The sequence below is a fragment of the Xylanibacter brevis ATCC 19188 genome, assembly GCF_000621725.1.
Lineage (GTDB): Bacteria > Bacteroidota > Bacteroidia > Bacteroidales > Bacteroidaceae > Prevotella > Prevotella brevis.
The window spans coordinates 193,366-217,234 of record NZ_JHXM01000007.1 but is presented as its reverse complement, the minus strand read 5'-3'; the positions used below and the strand labels follow the sequence as shown (position 1 = coordinate 217,234).

General features: G+C 47.2%; 23 protein-coding genes, 2 tRNA genes and 1 pseudogene. 21 read left to right on the top strand and 5 right to left on the bottom strand.

Annotation, left to right across the window (positions count from 1 at the left end; all coding sequences use genetic code 11):
• Positions 1-79: 79 nt before the first annotated feature.
• Positions 80-2,758 carry an alpha-galactosidase D gene (locus T433_RS16165; protein WP_081778369.1) on the bottom strand — a complete coding sequence of 893 codons (2,679 nt, stop codon included), beginning with the start codon at positions 2,756-2,758 and terminating at the stop codon, positions 80-82.
• 164 nt (positions 2,759-2,922) lie between these two features.
• Here T433_RS16165 and pfkA point away from each other — a divergent pair, with 164 nt between their 5' ends.
• The 16 genes from pfkA to T433_RS0104755 all read left to right on the top strand — a co-directional run bounded on the left by pfkA (position 2,923) and on the right by T433_RS0104755 (position 14,725).
• Positions 2,923-3,900 (top strand): 6-phosphofructokinase, encoded by a 978-nt coding sequence (pfkA, locus tag T433_RS0104830; RefSeq protein ID WP_027449864.1) that lies wholly within the window; start codon positions 2,923-2,925, stop codon positions 3,898-3,900.
• Positions 3,901-3,923: 23 nt separating this feature from the next.
• On the top strand, positions 3,924-4,388 hold the full coding sequence (gene greA / locus T433_RS0104825; protein ID WP_027449865.1) for a transcription elongation factor GreA: 465 nt from the start codon (positions 3,924-3,926) through the stop codon (positions 4,386-4,388).
• A gap of 21 nt (positions 4,389-4,409) precedes the next feature.
• A complete protein-coding gene (locus T433_RS0104820) occupies positions 4,410-6,497 on the top strand; it encodes a tetratricopeptide repeat-containing sensor histidine kinase (RefSeq protein ID WP_027455055.1) in 2,088 nt (695 codons plus the stop codon).
• Positions 6,498-6,934: 437 nt separating this feature from the next.
• Complete coding sequence (locus T433_RS0104815) at positions 6,935-7,336, top strand: NifB/NifX family molybdenum-iron cluster-binding protein (protein ID WP_044109214.1); 402 nt, start codon at positions 6,935-6,937, stop codon at positions 7,334-7,336.
• A gap of 13 nt (positions 7,337-7,349) precedes the next feature.
• Positions 7,350-8,153 carry an MBL fold metallo-hydrolase gene (locus tag T433_RS0104810; protein ID WP_027455053.1) on the top strand — a complete coding sequence of 268 codons (804 nt, stop codon included), beginning with the start codon at positions 7,350-7,352 and terminating at the stop codon, positions 8,151-8,153.
• Between the two features lie 104 nt (positions 8,154-8,257).
• A complete protein-coding gene (locus T433_RS14640) occupies positions 8,258-8,686 on the top strand; it encodes a hypothetical protein (protein ID WP_052356992.1) in 429 nt (142 codons plus the stop codon).
• Between the two features lie 508 nt (positions 8,687-9,194).
• Positions 9,195-9,641 (top strand): NINE protein, encoded by a 447-nt coding sequence (locus T433_RS15830; RefSeq protein ID WP_052356991.1) that lies wholly within the window; start codon positions 9,195-9,197, stop codon positions 9,639-9,641.
• Positions 9,642-9,646: 5 nt separating this feature from the next.
• Complete coding sequence (locus T433_RS0104795; RefSeq protein ID WP_027455052.1) at positions 9,647-10,750, top strand: SHOCT domain-containing protein; 1,104 nt, start codon at positions 9,647-9,649, stop codon at positions 10,748-10,750.
• A 1-nt stretch (position 10,751) separates the two neighbouring features.
• Positions 10,752-11,735, top strand: a complete 984-nt coding sequence (locus T433_RS0104790; protein ID WP_027455051.1) for a hypothetical protein — start codon at positions 10,752-10,754, stop codon at positions 11,733-11,735.
• A gap of 174 nt (positions 11,736-11,909) precedes the next feature.
• Positions 11,910-12,143 (top strand): DUF3298 domain-containing protein, encoded by a 234-nt coding sequence (locus tag T433_RS16625; RefSeq protein WP_027455050.1) that lies wholly within the window; start codon positions 11,910-11,912, stop codon positions 12,141-12,143.
• Between the two features lie 4 nt (positions 12,144-12,147).
• Positions 12,148-13,086, top strand: coding sequence for a hypothetical protein (locus T433_RS0104780; RefSeq protein ID WP_155808380.1), 939 nt, complete (start codon positions 12,148-12,150; stop codon positions 13,084-13,086).
• Positions 13,087-13,122: 36 nt separating this feature from the next.
• On the top strand, positions 13,123-13,395 hold the full coding sequence (locus T433_RS16800; protein WP_248616482.1) for a hypothetical protein: 273 nt from the start codon (positions 13,123-13,125) through the stop codon (positions 13,393-13,395).
• A 21-nt stretch (positions 13,396-13,416) separates the two neighbouring features.
• Entirely contained in the window at positions 13,417-13,617 is a 201-nt protein-coding gene (locus T433_RS16795; protein ID WP_282706089.1) for a DeoR family transcriptional regulator, read from the top strand.
• A gap of 64 nt (positions 13,618-13,681) precedes the next feature.
• The gene (locus T433_RS0104765; RefSeq protein WP_027455047.1) at positions 13,682-14,014 is read left to right on the top strand and encodes an Lrp/AsnC family transcriptional regulator; all 333 of its coding nucleotides are present in this window, start codon (positions 13,682-13,684) and stop codon (positions 14,012-14,014) included.
• The gene (locus T433_RS16155; protein ID WP_345938760.1) at positions 14,011-14,316 is read left to right on the top strand and encodes a DeoR family transcriptional regulator; all 306 of its coding nucleotides are present in this window, start codon (positions 14,011-14,013) and stop codon (positions 14,314-14,316) included. The genes T433_RS0104765 and T433_RS16155 overlap by 4 nt, the downstream gene beginning before the upstream one ends.
• Before the next feature lie 64 nt (positions 14,317-14,380).
• Positions 14,381-14,725, top strand: coding sequence for a winged helix-turn-helix domain-containing protein (locus T433_RS0104755; RefSeq protein ID WP_027455046.1), 345 nt, complete (start codon positions 14,381-14,383; stop codon positions 14,723-14,725).
• A 441-nt stretch (positions 14,726-15,166) separates the two neighbouring features.
• Here T433_RS0104755 and T433_RS0104745 read toward each other — a convergent pair.
• Positions 15,167-15,251, bottom strand: a tRNA-Ser gene (locus tag T433_RS0104745).
• Positions 15,252-15,360: 109 nt separating this feature from the next.
• On the opposite strand from T433_RS0104745, the gene T433_RS0104740 reads away from it, so the two are divergent.
• From T433_RS0104740 to T433_RS14630, 4 genes and pseudogenes are all read left to right on the top strand, one after another.
• Entirely contained in the window at positions 15,361-17,949 is a 2,589-nt protein-coding gene (locus T433_RS0104740) for an endonuclease MutS2 (protein WP_027455044.1), read from the top strand.
• Positions 17,950-18,136: 187 nt separating this feature from the next.
• Positions 18,137-18,571: a transglycosylase SLT domain-containing protein gene (locus T433_RS0104735; RefSeq protein WP_027449869.1), complete on the top strand. Its 435-nt coding sequence runs from the start codon at positions 18,137-18,139 to the stop codon at positions 18,569-18,571.
• A gap of 328 nt (positions 18,572-18,899) precedes the next feature.
• Positions 18,900-19,334, top strand: a complete 435-nt coding sequence (locus T433_RS0104730; RefSeq protein ID WP_027449870.1) for a transglycosylase SLT domain-containing protein — start codon at positions 18,900-18,902, stop codon at positions 19,332-19,334.
• 303 nt (positions 19,335-19,637) lie between these two features.
• Positions 19,638-20,798: pseudogene (locus T433_RS14630) on the top strand (cyclodeaminase/cyclohydrolase family protein); the annotation flags it as partial.
• A gap of 120 nt (positions 20,799-20,918) precedes the next feature.
• On the opposite strand, the gene T433_RS0104720 reads toward T433_RS14630, so the two are convergent.
• The 3 genes from T433_RS0104720 to T433_RS0104710 all read right to left on the bottom strand — a co-directional run bounded on the left by T433_RS0104720 (position 20,919) and on the right by T433_RS0104710 (position 22,998).
• Positions 20,919-21,581, bottom strand: a complete 663-nt coding sequence (locus T433_RS0104720; RefSeq protein ID WP_027449871.1) for an RluA family pseudouridine synthase — start codon at positions 21,579-21,581, stop codon at positions 20,919-20,921.
• A gap of 61 nt (positions 21,582-21,642) precedes the next feature.
• Positions 21,643-22,380 carry a 3-oxoacyl-[acyl-carrier-protein] reductase gene (gene fabG, locus T433_RS0104715; RefSeq protein ID WP_027449872.1) on the bottom strand — a complete coding sequence of 246 codons (738 nt, stop codon included), beginning with the start codon at positions 22,378-22,380 and terminating at the stop codon, positions 21,643-21,645.
• Positions 22,381-22,404: 24 nt separating this feature from the next.
• Positions 22,405-22,998, bottom strand: a complete 594-nt coding sequence (locus tag T433_RS0104710; RefSeq protein ID WP_027449873.1) for a TetR/AcrR family transcriptional regulator — start codon at positions 22,996-22,998, stop codon at positions 22,405-22,407.
• A gap of 178 nt (positions 22,999-23,176) precedes the next feature.
• On the opposite strand from T433_RS0104710, the gene T433_RS0104700 reads away from it, so the two are divergent.
• Positions 23,177-23,249: transfer RNA gene (locus T433_RS0104700), tRNA-Met, on the top strand.
• Positions 23,250-23,869 lie beyond the last annotated feature (620 nt).

The following is a 23,869-nucleotide window of genomic DNA, read 5'->3' as shown; positions in this document are numbered from 1 at the left end:
TAAACGATTTTACTGATTTCAAGTGCAAAGGTAGTAAATAAATGCTAATGTTCTATACAAAAGCCGCAAAAAAAGGTGCTCATTGAGCGAGCACCTTTATTCCATCTTTTATCACCAGAGCCGAACTTTTATCCTTGGCTTTCATGCCAGAGAGCGTGTAAGCCCGACTAGTCTGCTTTCCCATTTCGCTATGCCGTATGCCTGTTTCAACGGGCAGTGGCTTATAGCTAAGCGAGAAATTATCAAAGCAGCACCAGCTATCGTCCTGATGTCCGCTGGTCTTCAGTCCGATGCGCAACGAAGCTTTCGTAGTCTGCGTGTATTCCATCTCGTTCAGATAATGTCCTTCGGCAAATCGCATCTCGGCAGCATACATACTGTTGGGATAACCATTCAGGTTGTCCACCCTGCCATACTGTTCTGCCTCTGGCCATTCCTCCGAGTACAGCGATTTCACCTTTTGCGTTTGGTTGTTCACATAGAAATAGGCCTGCACATCTTCCGTTCCAGCCTTATACTTCCCGTCGCCTTCATTCTTTTCCACACGGTAGAGGGCGTTGCACCTCACGGTATAGATGCCTGGCTTCATACCAGAGAGCATCTGATACATATCGAAATCTTTGTTGAACTCCTCGCCACAGCCCGAACGGTAGGTAGGGTTACCCATCCAACCGCTGGTCGATGAAAAGTCATAGTTAGTAACGAGCAATGTCATGTCGAGCGACTCGCCATCTTTGGGCTGAGCATCCAACGCCTTCAGATAGTTTTTTACAGCGGTCTTCAACGAGTTCAGTGCGCTATTAACAGCATCTTGTGTTTCTGCCTGCGCAAGTTTCGTCTCGGCAGAAGTCATCGAAGTGTTCAGGGTGCTCAGCGCTGTAGATTCAATACTGACTGCCGCATTCTTCTCGGCAGCGCCTTTCCACAATTGAAACTCTTCGCAGAGGGGAACCACTGCAACCACCGACTTCAGCATATTGTCAACGTCAGTCAGCACGCGGGGCTTCTCATCTGCCGTCAGCTCGTTGGAAGTTGCCCTGTCCACCAGTCCATTCACCTTTTGCATGAAAGCTGCAGGCAGACTACTCTCGTCGGCCAGCGACTTCAACCGTGAGGCTGCCTCATCCAAGCTACGGTCCACGACTGTTGTCTCGCCCATCTTCTCCACTGTCATGCGGTCAATATTAGGCATCCAGGCATCCTCGTTGTACAGCTGGATACTGTTTGAGCCGGCCATCAAACTGACGGTCATCTCATACTCTCTGAAATCACCCCATCCCGGCGTTTGTGCCTCAATTGCACCGGCAATGTTACCATTCACCTCGACCGTAAACGAGCGCTTGTCTTGTGTAGCGACACGGAAGTGAACCACATAGTCGCCGGCCTCAGCCACATAGACATCCTTCCACTCCAGATAGTTGCTGCGGCGACCGCCCAGCCAACCGGCAAAGGCTCGTCCGCTGGCGCCATCGCCCGTCTGATAGTTGGCGGTGCCCAGCGCCTCGTTGTTCGACACCTCCTGATAATCGCCAAGAAAGGCCGTCTCTGCCTCATACAAATAACGCATCAAGCGCTGCTCGGCAGTCAAGGTATAGATACGGGTACCATGGGCTGGTACAAGCACTGAGAGCGCTTTCTCCATTGTTCCCAAATCCTGATGTTCAAACACATCGCGCACGGCCACCTTGCCCCCAAGGTCCAGTTCGCCGAAGCTGACGCTCATCTGCACGGGCTTGTCAGACGGATTATAGAGAGCCACGGCACGTGTCGTTCCGTGGAGCGTCAGGATGTCCTTAGCCAAGACATAGGTATCGCCTGTATGCTGCACAACGTAGGCCTGCAAGCACAGCGGATCCTGGTTCAAGGCAATCAGCTCTTGGTTCTTCAACAACTCCAGCGCACGCTCGTTGATGGTTGCCATGTTACAACCGATCAGCAGCGGACTGGCCATGATGCACCACATGCCGAAATGTGTCTTGTCCTCCTCTGCCGTCATCGATCGACCCACCTCCAGCATGTCCATATCGTTATAGCAGCCATCATAGCAGTAAGCCGACATGTAGAGGTTCTCGTTCAAAATGCCTTTCACCGACTCCCATCCGTCGTAGATGTCGCCAGTGGTGCGCCACGACGTTGACACATCATGACACCACGTGCCCGGATAGGCCCATCGGCACAGGTTATAGCGCACGTCACGCCCCGTATTGACGATGGCGTCGTGAATGCGGCTGTACTGTTTCTGCTCATTGAGTCCCAGGTGGATGCCGCCACAATAGTCCACTTTGATAAAGTCAAACTCACACTCTTTGAAGTAGTAGTCGCAGTCTATCTGCTCGTAACCATAAAGTCCCACATTGGTGTTCTTCACATCGCCATTACTGATGCTGCCGCAAGTGCAGTCTCCGGCATCACTGTAGATGCCAGCCTTCAGGCCTTTCGAGTGGATATAGTCACTCACCACCTTCAGTCCGTTGGGGAAACGCTCGGGATGGATGCACACCTTTCCATCGGGCGTACGACCATACTGGAAGCCATCGTCAATGTTGATGTACTCATAGCCCACATCCTTCAGTCCCTGGCTGACCATAGCGTCGGCCTGACCTTTGATGATGTCCTCGGAAATGTGAACAGAAAACGTGTTCCATGAACTCCAGCCCATCGTAGGTCCTTTCTCGTTTTTCGGAGCCACTGCTCCACCTCTTGCCTGGGCACACATCACAGTTGCCACAGCAAGCGTTGTCAAAAAGAATTTTCTCATTATTACTATTGTTTAGGTTGATGAAACTAAGATCTCATTACTTTGGTTTTCAGCTTTTTGCAAAGCAAAGTTACATTAAAAATCCTTTAATCAGCCCTTCAACGAAAAAAAATGTGTAACTTTGCTCCCGATTTACGTAAATTAAACATTATTGCACAATTATTATGACTAAAATAAAGACTATCGGTATCCTGACTTCTGGTGGCGATGCTCCCGGAATGAACGCTGCTATTCGTGCCGTAACACGTGCCGGCATCTACAATGGCTTCAACATCAAAGGTATCTATCGCGGCTACGACGGCCTGATCAAGGGCGACGTCAAGTTGTTCACCACCGAAGACGTGAGTGGTATCATCAACCGTGGCGGCACCATCCTGAAGACGGCCCGCTCAAAGGAGTTTATGACACCCGAAGGACAACAGCAGGCCTACGAGACTTGTAAGAAGGAAGAGATTGATGCACTGGTGGTGATTGGTGGCAACGGCTCGCTGACGGGTGCGCGCAACTTCGGCATGGAGTACGACTTCCCCGTGATTGGTCTGCCTGGCACCATCGACAACGACCTCTATGGCACCGACTCTACCATTGGCTACGACACCACCATGAACACCATCATGGAGTGTGTGGACCGCATCCGCGACACGGCCAACTCGCACGAGCGCATCTTCTTTGTCGAGGTGATGGGACGCGACGCTGGCTTCCTGGCACAGAACTCTGCCATTGCCAGCGGTGCCGAGGCTGCCATCATCCCTGAGGACGTAACCGATGTGGACCAGTTATCACAGTTCATGGGACGAGGTATTCGCAAGTCGAAGAAGTCATGCATCGTCATTGTCTCCGAAAGTCCAAAATGCGGTGCCCTATATTATGCCGACCGCGTGAAGAAAGAGTTCCCAGAATTCGACGTCCGCGTATCTATCCTTGGTCACCTGCAGCGCGGTGGTACACCTTCTGCCCACGACCGCATCCTGGCTTCGCGCACAGGCGTTGGCGCCATTGAGGCTATCAAGCAGGGACAGCGCAACGTGATGGTGGGCATTCGTAACAATGAAATTGTATATGTGCCATTCTCTGAGTGTATCCGCACAGACAAGCCTTTCAATAAGAAGCTTATCAAGGTGCTCGACGAGCTAAGCATCTAATCACTAAGGAGAGAGAGTACGTTATGGAATATATGTCTCAAGAGGGCTACGACAAGCTCGTAGCCGAACTCCGCCACCTGGAGAACGTGGAGCTGCCGCAAGTGCGAGACGCTATCGCCGAGGCGCGCGACAAAGGCGACCTAAGCGAGAACTTCGAATACCATGCTGCCAAACGCGAACAGGGCCGACTGCTCAGTCAGATTCGCTTCCGCCAGCGGGTGCTCGAGAATGCACGCGTCATTGATAAGGCGGTGCTGAACAACGATGGCATCGGGCTGCTGAACAAGGTGGAGATGACCAACCTGGCCAACAATGCCCGCATGACCTACACCATTGCCAGCCCGCACGAGGCCAACCTGCGCGAAGGTAAGATTTCTATCAAGTCGCCCATAGCACAGGCTTTGCTCAACAAGAAGGTGGGCGACATCGTCGAAGTGCGTGTGCCGGCAGGCATACAGCGGCTTCGCATAGAGAGTATCAGTCTTTAACTTCATTATTTCACCTTAGCCATGATAAAAAGACTTCTGCTACCAACCGTCATCGTGGTGCTGGGACTCGCATCCTGCACCAAAGACAAGCATTCTACATGTATGCTGGAGGAAGGCATACCGCATCATGCCGACTCCGTCATCCAAACTGTCGGCGACACGCGCAACGTGCCACTGATCTTGTCAACCATCGACAGTCTGGAACAGGAAGGAGAGTTATCAAAGGTCAGGGTCATCTTCTACAAGACCGTTGCTTATAATCTCAGAGAAGAGTATCGCACATCGTTTGTACTCTACGAACAGCTAGACAACATCAACGTGAAGAAGCTGACGGACCTGTGCGACGTGGAGTGCTATGTCTATTCCTACAACAACTACGTACGTCTGCTCTGCGAGATGAAGCGCTACGACGAGGCTCTCAACGTGGCATTCACCGTAGATAAGAAGCTGAAGGCGGCTGGTCATAACTCTTTCATCGACCACCACGACATTGCTCAGATCATTGGCAACTGTCAGCTGAACCTGGGACAGACACAAAAGGCGGCCGCCAGCTATCAACGGGCACTGCAAGGAATACACAACCGACTGAGTATTCACAGCGACCCGCTGGACTACCGCGAGTGCCAGAAAACGATGAATGCCATTGCTCGCATCTATATCGAGAAAGCGCTCTACAACGAGGCTGCACCATGGATTCAGCGACAAGACTCGCTCTATCTCCTGGCCGACAAGCATCCTCATAGGGATAGCGTCTTTCAAGACGAGATGAAAGCGGAAATCTGCTATTGCAAGGCATTGCTGGCTCATGCACAAGGCCGTAACGACGAAGCTGAAAAGGCCTACAACGACTACCTGTCAACGCAGACTTCTAAGGTGACAGGCAACATCATCAACAACAACGAATACTTGTTGCAGACGCAACGCTACAGCGAGGCGGCCGACAACTATCGTCTGCTGGATCAATATATGCTCGAGGGCAATCTGGAAAACGACCTCGAGAATATTGGTCGCTACTACATCCCGAAATATCAAGCTAACATGCTGGCCGGCAGGACCGACTCGGCCCTGAACATTGCCAACCGAGTGGCACAGATCTACGACTCGGCACTCAACCAGCAGAAACTGAGTCTGGCTGCCGAGGTGGCTGCCGTCTATGACATTCAGGGCAAGGAGCGCCAGATTGCCGAACAGCGGTCAAAGCTCTACCAGATGCGACTGGTGGCCATCGCCGTCTGTCTGTTTTTGATTGTCATCTCCTTTGGCGTCATCATCATCAACCACCGCAACCACCTGAAGAAGCTGAAACAAGAGCATCGGAAACTGGAGGATGCCTACGACAAGCTGGACACCACCAACCACCAGCTCATTGAAGCCAACAAGCGTGCTGAGGAGTCATCGAGAATGAAGACCAACTTCATTCAGCAGATATCACACGAGATACGCACCCCACTCAACATCCTGACGGGCTTCACCCAGGTGCTGGCTAGTCCAAACATCGAACTGAGCGGCGAGAACCTGCAAGAAGCCAAAAAGAAGATTGAAGAAAACAGCAAGCGCATCACCGACCTCATAGACAAGATGCTGGACCTCAGCGACGCCAGCAGCGAGATAGGCAACTGTTGCGAAGACGACGTGATGCCCATTGATATAGCAACGCAGGCCGTGGAGAAATGTGGCATCAAAGAGGCCACACACCTCAACTTCAACATCCAATTGTCGCAACAGGCAGAGGTGCAGCACATCACAACCAACAAGGAATATGCAGTCAAAGCACTAACCCTCATCCTTGACAATGCACGCAAGTTCACTCGCCCGGCCGAAGCCACAGGCATGTCGGTAGGCAAGCTCAAACAGCGTGTCACGCTGCAGATAGAAGTGGTCAACCAACAGATCTGCTTCATCGTAGAAGACACCGGCATTGGCGTGCCACCAGAAGAGGCCACCCACATCTTCAAAGAGTTCGTACAGCTCAACGAATACTACGATGGCACCGGCATCGGTCTTTCTATTGCCCGCTCGCTGGCCAGAAGCATGCATGGCGACGTGATGCTAGACACCACCTATACCGGTGGCGCAAGATTTGTGCTCACGCTCCCCGTAAACCAATGACCTATTCTGTCATTGGGCCACTATTACCACCCAATAGCGCCACTATCAAACACCCATAGCGCCACTTTTGCACTGCAAGAGTGGCGCTTTTGATTTCATTCTAGAGTCTAGAAAGCACCATTCTAGAGTCTAGAAACATCAATTCCAGAGTCTAGAAACATCAATTCTAAAGTCTAGAAACAACGATTCTAGAGTCTAGAATCAACTCAATAGTGCCACTATTGCATCTCAAAACTGCCACTATTGCATCTCAAAACTGCCACTATTGCATTGTCAAAGCGGCCCTATTGTCAACCGAAACCGCCCAAACCACAATAGCATTCCGCCGAGGTTTGTGCCATATTTTGTTAAATATAGCTGCAATTATATGGTAAACGAGGATTTGTGAGTAACTTTGCACAAATATTATCACTTGAACAAATTGTAATGTTGAAATAATGACAAAGTTAATAGCAATACCTACACGCGACGGCATGGTTGACGACCATTTCGGACACTGCGCTTATTATAGCATAGTAACACTCGACGAACAAAACCAGGTAGTAAAACAAGAGCGACTAAACTCGCCTGAAGGATGTGGCTGCAAGTCGAACATAGCATCAGTTATGCAAGAGATGGGCATCACCCTGATGCTGGCTGGCAACATGGGGATGGGAGCCTACAACAAACTGTCTGCTCACGGCATCACTGTGGTTAGGGGATGTCATGGAACAATTGAGGATGTGCTCCAGGCTTATCTGAATGGTGAACTGAAAGACTCTCTTGAAGCCTGCAATCATCACGACTGCAACAACCACGAAGAGAAGCCAGTGTATGTGATGCCGACATTAGGCAAGTGATTTGCATCGAAGCATGGAATGGACGGTATTATCAGATAACAGGACCATCAATCCAGCTTTTGAAACAGAGCATGGTCTTTCTATCCTTCTCGAAACGGAGAAGCACTGCATCCTGCTCGATACAGGAGCCAGCGACATACTGATCCGCAATGCAGAGCGATTAGGGAAAGACCTCAGCAGTGTTGACTATGTATTTATCTCACACGGACATAGCGACCATGCAGGAGGACTGAAGCATTTCATGGACATCAGCAAGAAGGCAAAGGTCATTGTCTCTCCCGATGCCATCAGCGGCATGTTTTATTCTAAACGCCGCTATCTGCACTCGATTACCACCGAATGGCCGGAATTCCCGCAAGAGCGGTTGCTGCAGATTAATCATAGTGGTAGCATAGGCGACGACATCTATGTCATAGCACACATACCCCACCTTCATCCGATGCCAGAAGGCAATCAGCATCTTTTCGTTCAAGACAAGCAGGGGCTGTACGTTCATGATGATTTCCGCCACGAGCTGGCTTTGTACACAAAAGGTTTGTTGTTTACGGGATGTGCTCACAGCGGGTTGGAAAACATCCTTGCAGCATGTCCGTTGCCGGTAAAGATGGTTGTCGGAGGATTTCATCTGCTCGACAATCATGAGGACGAAGTCAAACTCACAGCACTTTCCAGCAGGTTGACGGAAGCCTATCCTCAGACACATTTCTACACCAGTCACTGCACAGGTGATGCAGCGTTTGCCATTCTGCAAGACGTGATGGGAAACAAAATACATCCATTTTCTTGCGGAACACAAAATGTAACACGTTTCTGTTAGTCGTATTTGACCACCACTTGACTTCTGCAGTAGTCTTCTTACGTGGGTACAAAGTTATATAGTTTGCGGAGAGAGAGGGATTCGCGCTCGACCCGAAGGGGCGCTTGCGGAGAGAAACGGAGCAAGAACTCCCGACCGGGGGTGAGATAATTGATTACCATCTTGAAGATAATATCCTCACCATCAACCAAAATACGGCATGGTGCGAACAGGAAGGATTTCGGGAGTGTATTGAAAAGAAATACCCATCCATCAAAGTTTACTATCAAGAGCAAGAACCTGGATGTGACGTATTCTATACAAATGATTCCAGCGGTACGTATTTCCCTGACCGCTATTCTCTTGACTCCTATGATGATTGGTACTATTGGGGAAAAATCGAAGATGCAGCCAAATTTGTATCAGGAATTGTCGGGCATGAGGTGGAGCTAACAGTAAAAGCTATCGACGAAACACTGGAGGATTATATGGAAGAGCATGAGGATGAAGACATATTCTATTCCTTCCATGAGTTCACAATTGTAGAAGACTAATTTCAATAGAAGAGGTATATACTAAAAACGGTGTTATATCTCTTCTTTTTTCTTTGTGTGCCCAAAATTACATTTTTTCTGCATTTTTTATACATGATGAATCTAAATTCAAAATAAATTCGTACCTTTACCCCCGCAAACTGAAAGCCCCCGTTGTAAGGGAGGTGAGGGATGCATATATATGATTGGTGTTACGACGCTGATTTGACACGCCAAACTCGCAACTTGGACGGTCTTGGCCATTAAGGTCTGGATCTCTAGTCAAAAAGCAATAGTGACATCACTCTGGGTATGAATATAGGTGTTTCATCGTTATGTTTAATGATGTTATAGACACTTATCATATTCGGTGTGGGTGTTCGCATTGCTTATCCTGACTAGAGAGGTAATGCGAGACCTGGCGTGTGGGATAAGTGAAGTTGAAGCCCACACTTTTTGTATATATCAAAATTCCTAAAGCTATTAACAGCCACGTTTGGGCTTGACACGGCAACATTTAAATGCGAGTATGAAGACAAAAGCTGTTGCATTGTTGTTGACGTTCTTCCTTGGATGTTGGGGCGTTCATTGGTTTTATTTAGGGAAAAGTACCAAAGGAGCTGTTTACCTCTGCATAGGAGCTCTTGGTTTATTCTTTGTCTTTCCATTGATTATTACAGGAATATTATCATTGATTGACTTTATTATTCTCATTTTCAAGAGCGAGGATGATTTTGATGAGGAATACAACTATGACTATATTCATGCAAACGAGTACCAACAACCACAGCAGCAGTTCTATCAGCAGCCACAACAACAGTATACAGCCCCCCAACAACCAACTCTGCAAGCACAGCCAAAGAACGACTTTAGTTCAAAAGCTGAAAAGTTGAAAGATTTGAAAGCCTTACTTGACGCTGGAGTTCTAACCCAGGAAGAATTTGAATCAGAAAAGAAAAAAATCCTCAATTCATAACTACTATGCCTAACAAGGATATCTCAAAAACGGGCTATGTACTACTGATCCTCGGTCTTTTGTCTTTGCCAATTGCTCATGTTATAGCGGCATATTGTGTCATTGACATTGCAAATGAAGCTATTATGCAGTGTACGATGGATCAAGGAGAACTTGTTGGGCATTATCTGAGTGAAAATTTAGGCGTATTTAGTTTTATTGGCGAAGCCATAGAAGAGCATTTGAATGAGAGCTATTCTGAAGAAGTAATGGCACATTTGGCTAAAGCGATTGACTACAGAAAATGGCCTCAGATTTTAATGTATGCTAGTCTAATAGCTATCTTTATTGACATATTTTGTTTGTATAATCGCAGTTCTGACAACAAGATATTCCTCATTTTCATGCGTTTGGCATTTACTGTTGCCGTTGGTTTTCTTGCTTATTCAGGTGTAATGATAATATATGGAGTTGCTGCAACAAGATTAGATGCCAAGACCTACGGGATATTATCATTAACAGGGGGTACAAGCGACGGTTACAGTGTTGGTGTAGCCTTGATGTCCGCGGCGTTTTATGTTGTTCCTTTACTATTGATTCACCTAATCCATTATAAATGTGCAAATCGCTATTTTGAGAATGAGGATGATTACCTTTACAATCAACCCGAATTAGCAACAGTAGAGCAAACTTCACAGTTGCCACATCATCTTCGATCCCCACAAATGCCAGTTGCCCCCCAAGCGTATATAAAGCCTTCGCTACCAGAAACAAATGCAATTGGAGCAACCATTGAGCAACTTGATGAACTTTTGCATGCAGGTATTCTCACAGAAGAAGAATATGATACAGAAGTCAAGAACATAATGCCCCAATCCGTCCGGACGAACAACGAAAACAAGGTGGTTATGCTTCGTAACTTGAAAACGTTGTATGATGCAGAGATTCTGACTTCAGAAGAGTACGACAAACAGAAACAAGATGTTCTCCTCTCTGAAACTATTCCAATGTGGATCCAAGGGAAAACAAAAGTGGAAATCCTAATTGAGCTAAAGGCCCTGCTGGATGAAGGTGTTTTAGAACAAAAAGAGTTCGATTATCAGAAAATAGATATTTTAAATAGTGATTAATATGGCTAATTCCTACAATTCACAGATTGAAAAGTTATTAGAACTTAAACAACTCTTTGAAGCAGGAGTCCTCACAAAAGAGGAAATGGAAGCCGAGAAGAAAAAAATTCTCGGAACAAATAGTGAGGCACCTAAAGAGAGCCAAGAAACTGATGTTCCATTGTCGCATACAACACAAAAGGAACAGATAGAGGCTTTTGAACAGTCAGAAAGTGAAGCTATAGAAACATCAGATGATTCTTTTTTTGAAAAGAATAAGAAATATATCTTTGGTGGTATTGCATTATTATTTGTTGTTGCAGGAATCTTTATCATACCAAAAATCATTTCACATTCAGAATCAGTGACTATTCCATCTTCTGACACGAAAGATGTTGTACAAAATATTATTCTCAAGGGAGTTATTGGAGATAATATAGGCTTCTCTATGCACCTTCAACGAATGGGAAGCAAAATAGAAGGTACTGAACACTATGAGAGTCAAAAGTCCGACGCATCCATTTCAATCAAAGGAACTATTGATGACAATGGAGTTATGATCCTTGATGAATATGATGGCGGTGTTAGGGCAGGCTCCTTTAATGGCAATCTAGGAGAAGTTTCCTATTCTGGCTCTTTCATTAATTCAAGGGGAAAAACTTTCCCATTCTCTGCTAATATTGTGACAGAATTCGAGTTGGCTAGAATTGAGAAAGAAGAAAAACAATTCGAGACAACTAAAATAGTATATAAAAAAAACACATCTAGTGCAAATGTTGAATTATCTGCCGATTATCCTATTAAAGGAGCTGATGCTTTATTGCAGAACACGAGGAAATATATAAAAGAGGTCATTGCGAATATGTTTCAAATTGAAGGATATGAATATAAAGGAAGTCTGAATGATGGGAATTCCGTTATTAATAGTTATGGAAAGGCAAAATTTGATGAATTGGATAGAGAATGGAAAGAACACGCTTATGAAGGGGCTTCTGCTTATGTATAGACCATCGAATTCACAAAAGATTTCGAAAATGAGAATTGTGTTTCTTTATGTGCTCACTCATACTATTTTCACGGTGGAGTTAGTAACGAATTTTGCGATGCCTCTACTTTTAGAAAAGTAGATGGGAAGCACATCAATATTATAAGGTCTAATAATGATAAAGGACTACATAAATTGATTATTAACGCAGTAAAGAATAAACTAGGAGAAGATTATGAAAGTGTCAACGAAGAATTTGAGTCATCTCCTGTGGCTGGTATAATTCATTTGGTAAAGGATGGAGTACAATTTGACTATCAGCATTACGAAATAGGCCCTGGTTCTTTAAGGCAAGTCAGCATAACAATTCCTTATGATAAGATAAAGCCGTATATGACCGAAGAGGCAAAAAACATTTTAAATGAATGAGCATATGAAGAAGTTGATTTTAATCCCCATTTTTCTTTGTTTTGTGTGTATGATTAACGCACAAATAGTAAAAATACAGCCAAAGTTTGAAGTTGGCGAAGAGAAATATTTCTTAGGAAGTACTAAATTAAAAGGAGGAGATACAGATTATACTTTATTATTTTTGCAGAGGATAAAAGTCTTAAGTGCAGATAAGAATGGATTTACGATGGAAGCAGAAATTATAAAAATTGATCTAGAATACGATCATAGAACTTATGAAACAGATTTAGTAGGGACAATCTTAAAGGCAAGAAAAAATAATATATACAAGTTCAAAACGAATGTAGATGGTGTAATCACAAGCCTACTAAATGCTGATGAAGTAATGAAAAAAGGGAAAGAAACTCTAGGAGATGAGTGGGATATTAGATTTTGGGTAGAATATCCTGATAAATTTCCCAATCTCACTGCGCAGCTGGCATTAGATAATATTGTTTTTTCTGGATTAACGGAAGAAGGGTTTATTAGTTGGATGAGCGGAGCGCCCTTTCCTTTTCATCTGAATGGTAAAGAATTTGGAAGCGAACGACATTATCATTATGAAGCAAAAGATGGTTTAAAGATGCTAAGGACTGTTGAATTACTCTCATTTGATGTTAATCATAATTTAAAAATAGGAATTAAAGATAAACTAGACATGACGCAAGAAGAGAGGAAACAATTCTTATTAAATCAGTTGAAGAAAGATTTCCCTAATCAAACAGACAAAATAAATATTGATGAATTATTTAATGAGTCAGGTTTGAAAAATTATAAAAAAGACCTGTCATTTGACTATGAATTGGATTCAAGTTTTTGGCCGACTAAATATGAAATTATTGATGCAGATGGTGACCTTTTGATAAGGTATAAATTCTGGATGTTGTCAGATGAACAAATACGCAATTTTTTAGGAAAATGAGAATAAACCACAAAAAAAGATAATAATACTCTTATTATGGCAAGGTCGAATATTGACAAGTTGATGGAGCTTAAACAGCTCTATGAACAAGGTGTTTTAACCAGGGAAGAGATGGAAGCCAATGGTTCAACCAAAGCGACTATCGAGACGGACGAGGAGAGGACGTACTTCCTGATTGATATTCCTTGCCATCCAGAATTTATGAAAGAAACGCTCTCGGTAGAACAAATTGGCGTAAAAGGTGGCGTAAAAGAACCGAATGTCACCAAAGATGTCACCAAAGATGTCACCAAAGATATCACCAAATAACTTACTGAAAGACAATCAGTTATATTAGAAATGATTACCGAAGATTCTTTTGTGACAATACCAGAGATGTCACTAAAGACTGGTGTTGCGACAAGGACTATTAAACGCGATATAGAGAACCTACAGTCAAGTGGTATCTTAACTCGTAAGGGTGGCCGCAAGGATGGTGAATGGATTGTGACGGAGTTGGGCATGGCTATGCTTGAAGCGTTGAAGAAGTAACATCTATCACAGTATCTGTGCGTTTGCCAACGACTTTGACACCTTTGAGACTACCGAAGACCGTTTGACCTTCCTGATTCATATCCCTATTCATGCTGGATGTGGCAATAAACCCGCTACGGAAAAAACTACGGTGATTACTACGGAGAAAAGTGCCATAGGTTCGGAGAAAAACGGTTCTGGTTCGGAGAAAAGTTCGGAGAAAAACCAAGCAATCATCTCTGCTATTAGGCTAAATCCCAAAGTCACTGCGGCTGAAATTGCCATGAAGCTTGGGGTGTCCTCGCGTGCAGTGGAAAAACGTATTAAGACTTTGCGCGAAAATGGTGTCATTCGCCGCATAGGAGGCGACAAGGGCGGCTATTGGGAAGTGATAGAGAATGGTATTGAACAATAGCAACATGCCGAAAGTGGCGTAAAATTGGCGTAAAAGGTGGCGTAAAAGAGCCGAATGTCACCAAAGATGTCACCAAAGAACTTACTGAAAGACAATCAGTTATATTAGAAATGATTACCGAAGATTCTTTTGTGACAATACCAGAAATGTCACTAAAGACTGGTGTTGCGACAAGGACTATTAAACGCGATATAGAGAACCTACAGTCAAGTGGTATCTTAACTCGTAAGGGTGGCCGCAAGGATGGTGAATGGATTGTGACGGAGTTGGGCATGGCTATGCTTGAAGCGTTGAAGAAGTAACATCTATCACAGTATCTGTGCGTTTGCCAACGACTTTGACACCTTTGAGACTACCGAAGACCGTTTGACCTTCCTGATTCATATCCCTATTCATGCTGGATGTGGCAATAAACCCGCTACGGAAAAAACTACGGTGATTACTACGGAGAAAAGTGCCATAGGTTCGGAGAAAAACGGTTCTGGTTCGGAGAAAAGTTCGGAGAAAACTACGGTGATTACTACGGAGAAAATTGTAAGATTAATGAAGGCTAACCCTTATATAACTAATAAGGAATTGGCTGAAGTATGTGGAATAACTGAGGATGGCGTCTATTGGAATACCAAAAAGTTGAAAAAGAATAATCGCATCCGTCGCATAGGAGGCGACAAGGACGGCTGTCAACACAGTTACATATCTATCTTGCGATGAACCAAGCCAACATGAATATCGTAAAAGCGAAGCAAGGTAGGAATATGCCAAGCATCAGATAGAAAATCCGAGCAGAGAACCAGATTCCTGCGTTCGACAGGGGTTCATCCAAATCACGATGGAACATAGAAAGTTTCTTCCGTTCCGTCTCCTCTGATTCCTCGAATACTTTCTTCAATTCTTCTTTGAACTCGGTGTATTCCTTATCCTGGCTATCAGTAAAGCCATTAAGCAGGGCCGCCATAAACTAATAAGGTGCTGGTAATAGATACTAAAAATGGGAACCCGTAAGGTTCCCATTTGTGCTATTTTGCGGAGAGAGAGGGATTCGTGCTCGACCCGAAGGGGCGCTTGCGGAGAGAAACGGAGCAAGAACTCCCGACCGGGGGTGAGATATCCCCTCTCAAAGCAAAAAGAGCAACCCTTTCGGATTGCTCTTTGCGGAGAGAGAGGGATTCGAACCCCCGGTGCCTCTCAGCACGGCGGTTTTCAAGACCGCTGTAATCGACCACTCTACCATCTCTCCAGTGCTCGAACTGCTTCAAAGCGGGTGCAAAGGTACGAGTATTTTTTCACTCCTGCAAATTTTTCAGCAACTTTTTTGCAATATCATGGTAAATTTGTATCTTTGCACCATGATTTATCCAAATAATTACGAGTATAAGATTGGTTTTGAAGATATTCGTTCTCTCTTGCGTGGACACTGTCTCAGCTCACTGGGACGCGAGAAAGTTGACGAGGTCCACTTCTCTGATTCTGCCAGCGAAGTGAACGAATGGCTGGAGCAGATTCGTGAGTTCCGCCGACTGCAAGAGACCACCGACGATTTCCCACTACAATATTTCTTTGACGTGCGCGAAGCCGTGGCACGCATCCGCATGGCTGGCACACACTTTGAAGAGCAGGAGCTCTTCGACCTGCGCCGCTCGCTGGAGACCATCAGCAAGATTGTGGCCTACCTGAACAAGGATGGCGAGGAGAAGGGCGAAACAACAATCTACCCCTACCCTGCCCTGCAACGACTGACCACCGACATCATGACGTTTCCAGCCATGATTCGTCGCATCGATTCTATCATTGACAAATACGGAAAGATCAAAGACGGTGCCACCATGACGCTGGCCAGCATTCGCCATGAGTTGGCCAAGACGGAAGGCAGCATCTCGCGTACATTATATAGTATATTACACAGTGCGCAGCGCGACGGACTGGTGGACAAAGATGCCGCACCAACCATACGCGACGGCCGACTGATGATTCCTATTGCGCCAGGGCTAAAGCGCAAGATCAGCGGTATTGTGCACGATGAGAGTGCCACCGGTAAGACCGTCTTTATAGAACCGACAGAGGTGGTTGAGGCCAACAACCGCGTCCGCGAACTGGAAGCCGAGGAACGTCGTGAGATTATCCGCATACTGACGGTATTCTCGGACGAGGTTCGTCCGCACGTAAAGGACATCCTGGACTCCTACCAGTTCTTAGCGCAGATAGACCTGATCAGGGCCAAGGCAGAACTGGCCAAAGCACAGAAAGCCTATGAGCCACACGTTGGCGACACGCCACATATCGACTGGATTCAAGCCGTACACCCACTGCTAGCCCACTCGCTGGAGAAGCAAAACAAGAAGGTGGTGCCACTGGACGTCACCCTACTGGGCAACAAGAAGGATGCCGAAGGAGCATCGATCCTCATCATCTCGGGTCCTAATGCTGGCGGTAAGTCGGTATGCCTGAAGACCGTTGGACTGCTGCAATACATGTTGCAGTGCGGTCTCAGTATTCCTTTGAGCGAGCGTTCGTCATGTGGCTTGTTCAGAAACATCATGATAGACATTGGAGATGAGCAGAGTATCGAGGACGACCTGTCAACCTACTCGAGCCATCTGATGAACATGAAACAGATGATTCGCAACTGCAACGAGCACACGCTGTTGCTGATCGACGAGTTTGGCGGTGGTACGGAGCCACTGATTGGCGGTGCCATAGCCGAAGCCGTGTTGCGACAGTTCTGGAAGAAGCACGCCTTTGCCATCATCACCACCCACTATCAGAACCTGAAGCACTTTGCCGACGACCATAAAGGTGTGGTGAACGGTGCCATGCTCTACGACCGTCATCAGATGAAAGCACTCTTCCAACTGAGCATCGGTCAGCCCGGCTCGTCGTTTGCCATTGAGATTGCCCGCAACACCGGACTGCCCGAGGAGGTCATCAACGATGCCTCAGAGATTGTGGGAACAGAATATATCCAGAGCGACAAGTACCTGCAGGACATCGTGCGCGACAAGCGCTACTGGGAAGGCAAGCGCCAGACCATCCACCAGCACGAGAAGCGCCTGGAGCAGAAGGGCGAGAAACTGGAGGCGAGCATCGAGGAGATTGAGCAGGAACGCAAACAGATTCTGCGCCGCGCCAAGGAACAAGCCGAAGAGCTGTTGGCACAAACCAACAAGAAGATTGAGAATGCCATCCGCGAGATACGCGAGCAACAAGCCGAGAAAGAGGCCACACGCCGTATTCGCGAAGAGCTGGAAACCTTCAAGCAGCAAGTCACCGACATTGACACACGTGCCAACGACGAGATGATAGAACGCAAGATGCGCCAGATACAAGAGCGCAAGAAGCGAAAAGAGGAAAAGAAAAAGAAGGCTGCCCTTTCTGACGCTACGCCAGAAAGCATCGCACAGTCGCTGAAACCCCAAGCAGCAGCACCATCGACTGCGTCTGCCCCCATCACGGTGGGCAGCGTGGTACGCATCAAAGGCCTCACCTCTTTGGGCGAGGTAGAAAAGATAGATGGCAAGATGGCCACCGTCATCTTTGGCGGCATGAAGACCAAGATGCGAACAGACCGACTGGAGACCGCCTCGGAGAAAGAAAAGGCTAAGGCCCATGCCGAGCAGGCTGCCAACAAGCACGAGGGACTGGCCATACAGACTTCGCGCATGACACGCAACACCATCGACGAGCGCAAGACCCAGTTCCGCCAGGATCTTGACGTGCGCGGCATGCGTGGCGACGAAGCCATCAATGCCGTCACCTACTTTATAGATGATGCCATCCTGATGGGCGTGTCGAGCGTACGCATTCTGCATGGTACAGGCAGTGGCATTCTGCGCCAACTCATCCGCCAATATCTGGCTACAGTTCCGAATATCAACCACTTCCGCGACGAACATGTACAGTTTGGCGGCGCCGGTATTACCGTGGTCGAACTGGATTAACGAATAATTGATGTAAGTCAATAAAACCTTTGTGCACGCACACAAAACTTTTCACTTTTGATTATTCTTCAAAAGAATATACCTAACTTTGCATCGCAATTCAGGATAACAGGCGTTCCCCGTGACGGGCATACGCACTGTACGCAAAAAAACGAGGGCCTTGGCAAAGCCCCATAAAATAGAGTATATGAAAAGATTTGTGAAGCTAGTAAGTCTGAGCTTATCGATTCTAACCCTGATGCCCCTTAGTGTTGGGGCAGCCACAAGAAACGAGAGCTCAGCCCCGTTTGACTGGACCCCCGTGATGGAGGCCATCATTCAGGTAGAGAGCGGAGGAAATCCACGCGCCGTGAGTGGGAACTCGGTAGGCGTCATGCAGATCACTCCTATATGCGTGAAGGAATGCAATAAGATTCTGAAGAAGCTAGGACGCGATTTGCGATACACGATGAACGACCGTTACGATGTCAAGAAGTCGAAAGAGATGTTCCTCCTGATTCAATCGTATCACAACAAGACGAACAACGTCGAAAAGGCTATACGTTCGTGGAATGGCGGACCCCGCTACAGCGTAAAGGCTACTAATCGCTACTATCAGAAAGTGATGCGTTGCATAAAGTAGGCATTCCCACAAGCGATGACCACAGGCCATCAATGGGAAACTCAAAATGCCCCGCAAACGTTCAAAAGAGAACATTTTGCAAACATGCTATAAACAAGTCCGATTGGCAGGATAAAACCTGACGATCGGATTTTTTTTTAAGAAAAATTTGTATAATCAAAATATTATAACTACCTTTGCACCAGATCTATAACTACATAACCACGGACTCCTCTTTTGATACGCGAAATAAAACGAAGCACCCATGTCCCAAAACATAGGCCATGCCGATGTCTTCCCGTTGGTGAAGAGCGCTTATCACAGGGGTCCAGCGAAAGAAATAAAGTATATGACAAGACTAATGAAGAAAATCTGTCTAAGCTTGTCGATTCTAACCCTGATGCCTCTCGGAGCTGAGGCAGTAACTAGAAGCGAAAGCTTAGCCCCGTTTGACTGGACCCCCGTGATGGAGGCCATCATTCAGGTAGAGAGCGGAGGAAATCCAAACGCCGTGAGTGGGAACTCGGTAGGCGCCATGCAGATCACGCCCATCTGTGTCAAGGAGTGCAACAAGATTCTTGAGAAGTTGGGCCGCAAACTGAGGTACTCGATGAACGACCGTTATGATGTCAGAAAGTCGAAAGAGATGTTCCTCCTGATTCAATCGTATCACAACAAGACGAACAACATCGAAAAGGCGATACGTTTGTGGAACGGCGGTCCCTGCTACAGCATAAGGGCCACCAACAGTTACTACAAGAAAGTGATACGTTGCATGAAGTAGGCTCGCCCGTCACATCCAGGTCAGAAGCACCAACGGGACACAAAGTAAGCCTCGCAAACGTTCAAACAAAGAACATTTTGCTAAAAGATGCTAGCATACAAGCCCGATGGTCAGACCAAAAACCTGACGATGGGGCTTTTTTCTTTACTAAATATTTGTTAAAAAGAAAAAAAGTATGTATCTTTGCAACAAGATATTAACTACACATAAGAAGGACCTAATGAATTATTCAGTATGATAATCGAAGAAAGAAACGTCGGAAGTGCTTCCTGTCATGACATGGAACAGCACAAGGCTACCATCAACTTCCACCTCAACACCACCTCGGCACGCAGTGCCAACGCTATTGCAGGTGATGTGCGCGAGGCCGGACGTCCGATGCGCGAAGGCAACCTACCCACGGGCGCCATCATCTACGATGACCTAGGACAACCCATGATGAAGCCAGGCACACTGAAAAGTACCGAAGCCTTCGGAAGATATGTCGATGAATATGGCATTGCCGAACTGACAATGACCATCACCGACCTGGACGTGACCCCCATACACAAGGCCTTCGACGAAGTATGCCGCTACGCTCAAAGCCGTGGCATCCGTATCACGGGCACTGAACTGGTGGGAGCCGTGAGCAAAAAGACCCTGATTGATGCCGGCAAACACTTCCTGGAGAAGCAGCATCGCTCGCTCGGCGTGCCTGAAGACGACATCATCAAGATCGCTATCAAGTCGATGGGACTCGACACAGTGAAGCCGTTCAACATGCGCAAACAGGTGATAGAATACCTGTTGGAGGACGAGAAGAGAGAAAAAGAAGAGGCGCCTCGCAAACTTGTGGACCTCAGCGTGAAAGCATTCACCGAAGACACCACACGCGAGAATCCCGCGCCCGGCGGAGGCACCATTGCCGCCTACATGGGAACACTGGCTGCCGCCCTAGGCACGATGGTTGCCAATCTCTCGTCGGCCAAGCTAGGATGGGAGGAACGATGGCAAGAATTCTCGGATTGGGCCGCCATGGGACAAGACCTGACAACAACGCTGCTCCACCTGACAGACGAAGATGCCATCGCCTACAACAGGCTGAGGACAGCCATTGGCATGCCCAACGTCAACGAACAGGAGAAGGCCCTGCGCACAGAAGCCATCCAGGAGGCCACCCTCTATGCCGCCCAAGTACCACTGCGCACGATGAAATCCGCTATGCAGGCATTCATTATCTGCAAGGCCATGGCCAAAGAGGGCAGTCCTGCCAATGCCAGCGATGCCGGTATAGGTGCACTGGCTGCTCGTGCGGCCGTCATCGGTGCCGGCCTGAAGGTGAAGCTTAACGCCAGACAACTGAAAGACCACACCAAAGCCAAGGAACTGATTTCAGAGGCACAGGATCTCATCAGCCGGTCCGACCTTCACGAGGCGGAAATCCTGGCTATCGTCAACGAGAAGTTGACATCGGGCTATCATTAAGCACGCCACCCCCTCTATCTGCAAAAACACCTAAGAATCATATCAGTAAGGTGCCGCTTTTCCACAAGAAAAGTGGCACTTTACGCATGGTAAAGTGCCACTTTCCTCATATCATAGTTCTTAAAACTTCTTCCAAAGGGGATCAGGCGGCAGCGGAGCCTCCAGGCAGATAGTCTGTTTAGACACAGGATGCACAAACTCCACCCGATGCGACTGCAGCGAAATGCTGCCGTCGGCATTGCTGCGCTTGGCGCCGTATTTCAGGTCACCCTTGATAGGACAGCCGATGGCCGACAGCTGACAGCGTATCTGATGATGGCGCCCCGTCATCAGTTGCACCTCCACCAGCGAGTAGTTATCGCCCCGACTCAGCACCCGATACTTCAACTGTGCTTTTTTAGACCGCGGCACCTCGCGCTGATAGGCATAACTCTTGTTCTGCTGTTCGTTGCGCGTCAGCCAGTGCGTCAACAAGTCCTCATCCTTTTCAGGACAGCCCTGCACCAGTGCCCAGTAAGTCTTGTGCACCTGTCCCTCGGCAAACATTTTGTTCAGACGCGTCAACGCCTTCGACGTGCGGGCAAAGACCACCAGTCCGCTCACAGGACGGTCTAACCTATGCACCACCCCCAGAAACACCTCGCCAGGCTTCTGGTATTTCTCTTTGATATAGTCTTTCACAATGTCAGAAAGAGGCCGGTCGCCAGTCTTGTCGCCCTGCACGATCTCTCCGCTCTGCTTGTTGACGATGATAATATGATTGTCCTCGTAAACTACGTCCATAGTCCTATTAATCAAAAAGCCCCTCCATGGTGGAGGGGTTGGGGTTGGGTTAATTTTTCAATTACATGTTCATACCACCGTCAACCTGGATAACCTGTCCGCTGATGTAGCTTGACATGTCGGAAGCCAGGAAGGTAGCGCAGTTAGCGATATCCTCGACGGTACCACCACGACGCAAAGGAATCTTGTTGCACCACTCCTTGCGAACCTCGTCGGGCAGAGCCTGAGTCATTGCGGTGTCGATGAAACCAGGAGCGATGGCGTTAGCACGGATACCCTTGGGGCCCATCTCCTGACCGATTGACTTAGCCAGTGCAATCAGACCAGCCTTAGAAGCGGCGTAGTTAGCCTGACCAGCATTACCATGCACACCTACTACTGATGCCATGTTGATGATAGAACCACCACGCTGACGCATCATCACGGGCACACAAGCGTGGATGAAGTTGAATGCCGACTTCAGGTTAACGGCAATCACAGCATCCCACTGCTGCTCGGTCATGCGAAGCATCAGTCCGTCCTTGGTGATACCAGCATTGTTCACCAGAATATCTATTGAACCAAATTCCTCCTTAACGGCTTTCACCACTTCCTCGGTCTGAGCGAAGTCGGCAGCATTAGAAGCATAGCTCTTTGCCTTTACGCCCAGAGCTGCAATCTCCTGCTCTGTCTCTTCGTTGACCTGCAGGTCGGTGAATGCAATGTTTGCGCCTTCAGCGGCGAACTTCAGTGCGATAGCTTTACCGATACCGCGTGCTGCACCAGTGATGAGTGCAGTCTTACCTTCTAACAATCCCATTTTTTGTTTTAATTATTAAAATTACTAAATCTTGTTTTTCTTTCCCAGTGCGCCATACACGAACTTGGCCACCTGAGGCTTCGTAGCCTCCTCGGTCATGCCTCGTGCCAGACGACCATATATATAAGGTACCTCCAGGCCCTTGATACAGTAGTGGGTAATGTCGGCCACCAGATCGACATTATCGATGTCGAACTCGCCGTCTTCCTTTCCTTCGGCAAACACCTTGCGGAACAGCTCCACCTCGGCATCGTCGAAATGGCGGCGCACCTTCTCCACCATCCATATATTGCGGAAGAACTCGGCACGCAAGTTACCGTTGCGCACCACCGTCTCACGAATCATGCTCAGATGGGTATAGATCAGTTCGATGACCTTCTCCTGCGGACTAATCTTGCGTGCAGCCACCTCATCGAGCTTATCGCTCAGTCGCTCCAGCTCTGTCTCGATGACAGCATAGTAGATATCCTCCTTCGACTTAAAATAGGTATAAAGCGTACGTCGCCCTTTACCAGAAGCCTGGGCGATATCGTTCATCGTCGTATTCTCAAGACCGTTCTTTGCAAACAGTTGTCTGGCGACATCAACCAATAGTTGTCGGGTTTTGGATATTGACATTGCACACTAATTTAGTATTGTGCAAAAGTACGGTTTTTATTTTAAACAGCCAAGCTTTTGGGTGGAAAAGATGCCAAAAATGAAAAAAGATGCAGAAAAATTTGGTCATCTCGAAAAATAGTCGTACCTTTGCAGCCGCAAATGAGGGACACCCCTCAGCAAAGCATAGAAATCACATCGCGGAGTGGAGCAGTTGGTAGCTCGCCAGGCTCATAACCTGGAGGTCGCATGTTCGAGTCCTGCCTCCGCAACTACAGAAGCCCGATTTAATCGGGCTTTTTTCGTATGCTACGGCAGACTCTCACATGCTCCCGGTCGCAGTTCTTCGCAGAGCGAAGCGTCCCAAAGGGCCGAGCGCGAGTCCTGCCTCCGCAACTACAGAAGCCCGATTTAATCGGGCTTTTTTCGTACCAGACCCCCTCCTAACCTCCCCAAAGGGGAGGAAATCTGAGCTACTAGCAATTAGGAGGGGCACTTTTCATCAGCAATATGAGGCGTTTTGATTTCTAATAGTGCCAGTATTGCGCTGCAATTCCTTTAGTTTTGATGCTGATCTAGAGTCTGGATTCGGGGATTCTAGAGTCTAGATGGGGCGGATCTAGAGTTTAGATTGAACGGTTCTAGAGTCTGGAATCATGAGATCTAGACTCTAGAATCGGAGCAAAAGGGGAAGTATGAGATGACAAGAGTGGCGAAACAAGGATGCTGCTTGGTAAGTATTGGGGAGCAAAACAGCAAGTATTGAGAGACAAAAATGGACATATACTTCCTATTACCTCAATAAAAAGGGTCTGTAATACTTGTGTATATCGAAAAAAACATTTACTTTTGCACTCGTTATAAATATGTATAATATGAGTAAAACGGTTAA

Coding starts and splice junctions, on each gene's coding strand:
- T433_RS0104780 (WP_155808380.1), top strand. CDS start 12,148: ATGAAGAAGTTGATTTTAATCCCCATTTTTCTTTGTTTTGTGTGTATG.
- pfkA (WP_027449864.1), top strand. CDS start 2,923: ATGACTAAAATAAAGACTATCGGTATCCTGACTTCTGGTGGCGATGCT.
- T433_RS0104790 (WP_027455051.1), top strand. CDS start 10,752: ATGGCTAATTCCTACAATTCACAGATTGAAAAGTTATTAGAACTTAAA.
- T433_RS0104795 (WP_027455052.1), top strand. CDS start 9,647: ATGCCTAACAAGGATATCTCAAAAACGGGCTATGTACTACTGATCCTC.
- T433_RS0104740 (WP_027455044.1), top strand. CDS start 15,361: ATGATTTATCCAAATAATTACGAGTATAAGATTGGTTTTGAAGATATT.
- T433_RS0104720 (WP_027449871.1), bottom strand. CDS start 21,581: ATGGACGTAGTTTACGAGGACAATCATATTATCATCGTCAACAAGCAG.
- fabG (WP_027449872.1), bottom strand. CDS start 22,380: ATGGGATTGTTAGAAGGTAAGACTGCACTCATCACTGGTGCAGCACGC.
- T433_RS16165 (WP_081778369.1), bottom strand. CDS start 2,758: ATGAGAAAATTCTTTTTGACAACGCTTGCTGTGGCAACTGTGATGTGT.
- T433_RS0104730 (WP_027449870.1), top strand. CDS start 18,900: ATGACAAGACTAATGAAGAAAATCTGTCTAAGCTTGTCGATTCTAACC.
- T433_RS0104815 (WP_044109214.1), top strand. CDS start 6,935: ATGACAAAGTTAATAGCAATACCTACACGCGACGGCATGGTTGACGAC.
- T433_RS16800 (WP_248616482.1), top strand. CDS start 13,123: ATGGCAAGGTCGAATATTGACAAGTTGATGGAGCTTAAACAGCTCTAT.
- T433_RS0104810 (WP_027455053.1), top strand. CDS start 7,350: ATGGAATGGACGGTATTATCAGATAACAGGACCATCAATCCAGCTTTT.
- T433_RS0104735 (WP_027449869.1), top strand. CDS start 18,137: ATGAAAAGATTTGTGAAGCTAGTAAGTCTGAGCTTATCGATTCTAACC.
- T433_RS15830 (WP_052356991.1), top strand. CDS start 9,195: ATGAAGACAAAAGCTGTTGCATTGTTGTTGACGTTCTTCCTTGGATGT.
- greA (WP_027449865.1), top strand. CDS start 3,924: ATGGAATATATGTCTCAAGAGGGCTACGACAAGCTCGTAGCCGAACTC.
- T433_RS0104820 (WP_027455055.1), top strand. CDS start 4,410: ATGATAAAAAGACTTCTGCTACCAACCGTCATCGTGGTGCTGGGACTC.
- T433_RS0104710 (WP_027449873.1), bottom strand. CDS start 22,998: ATGTCAATATCCAAAACCCGACAACTATTGGTTGATGTCGCCAGACAA.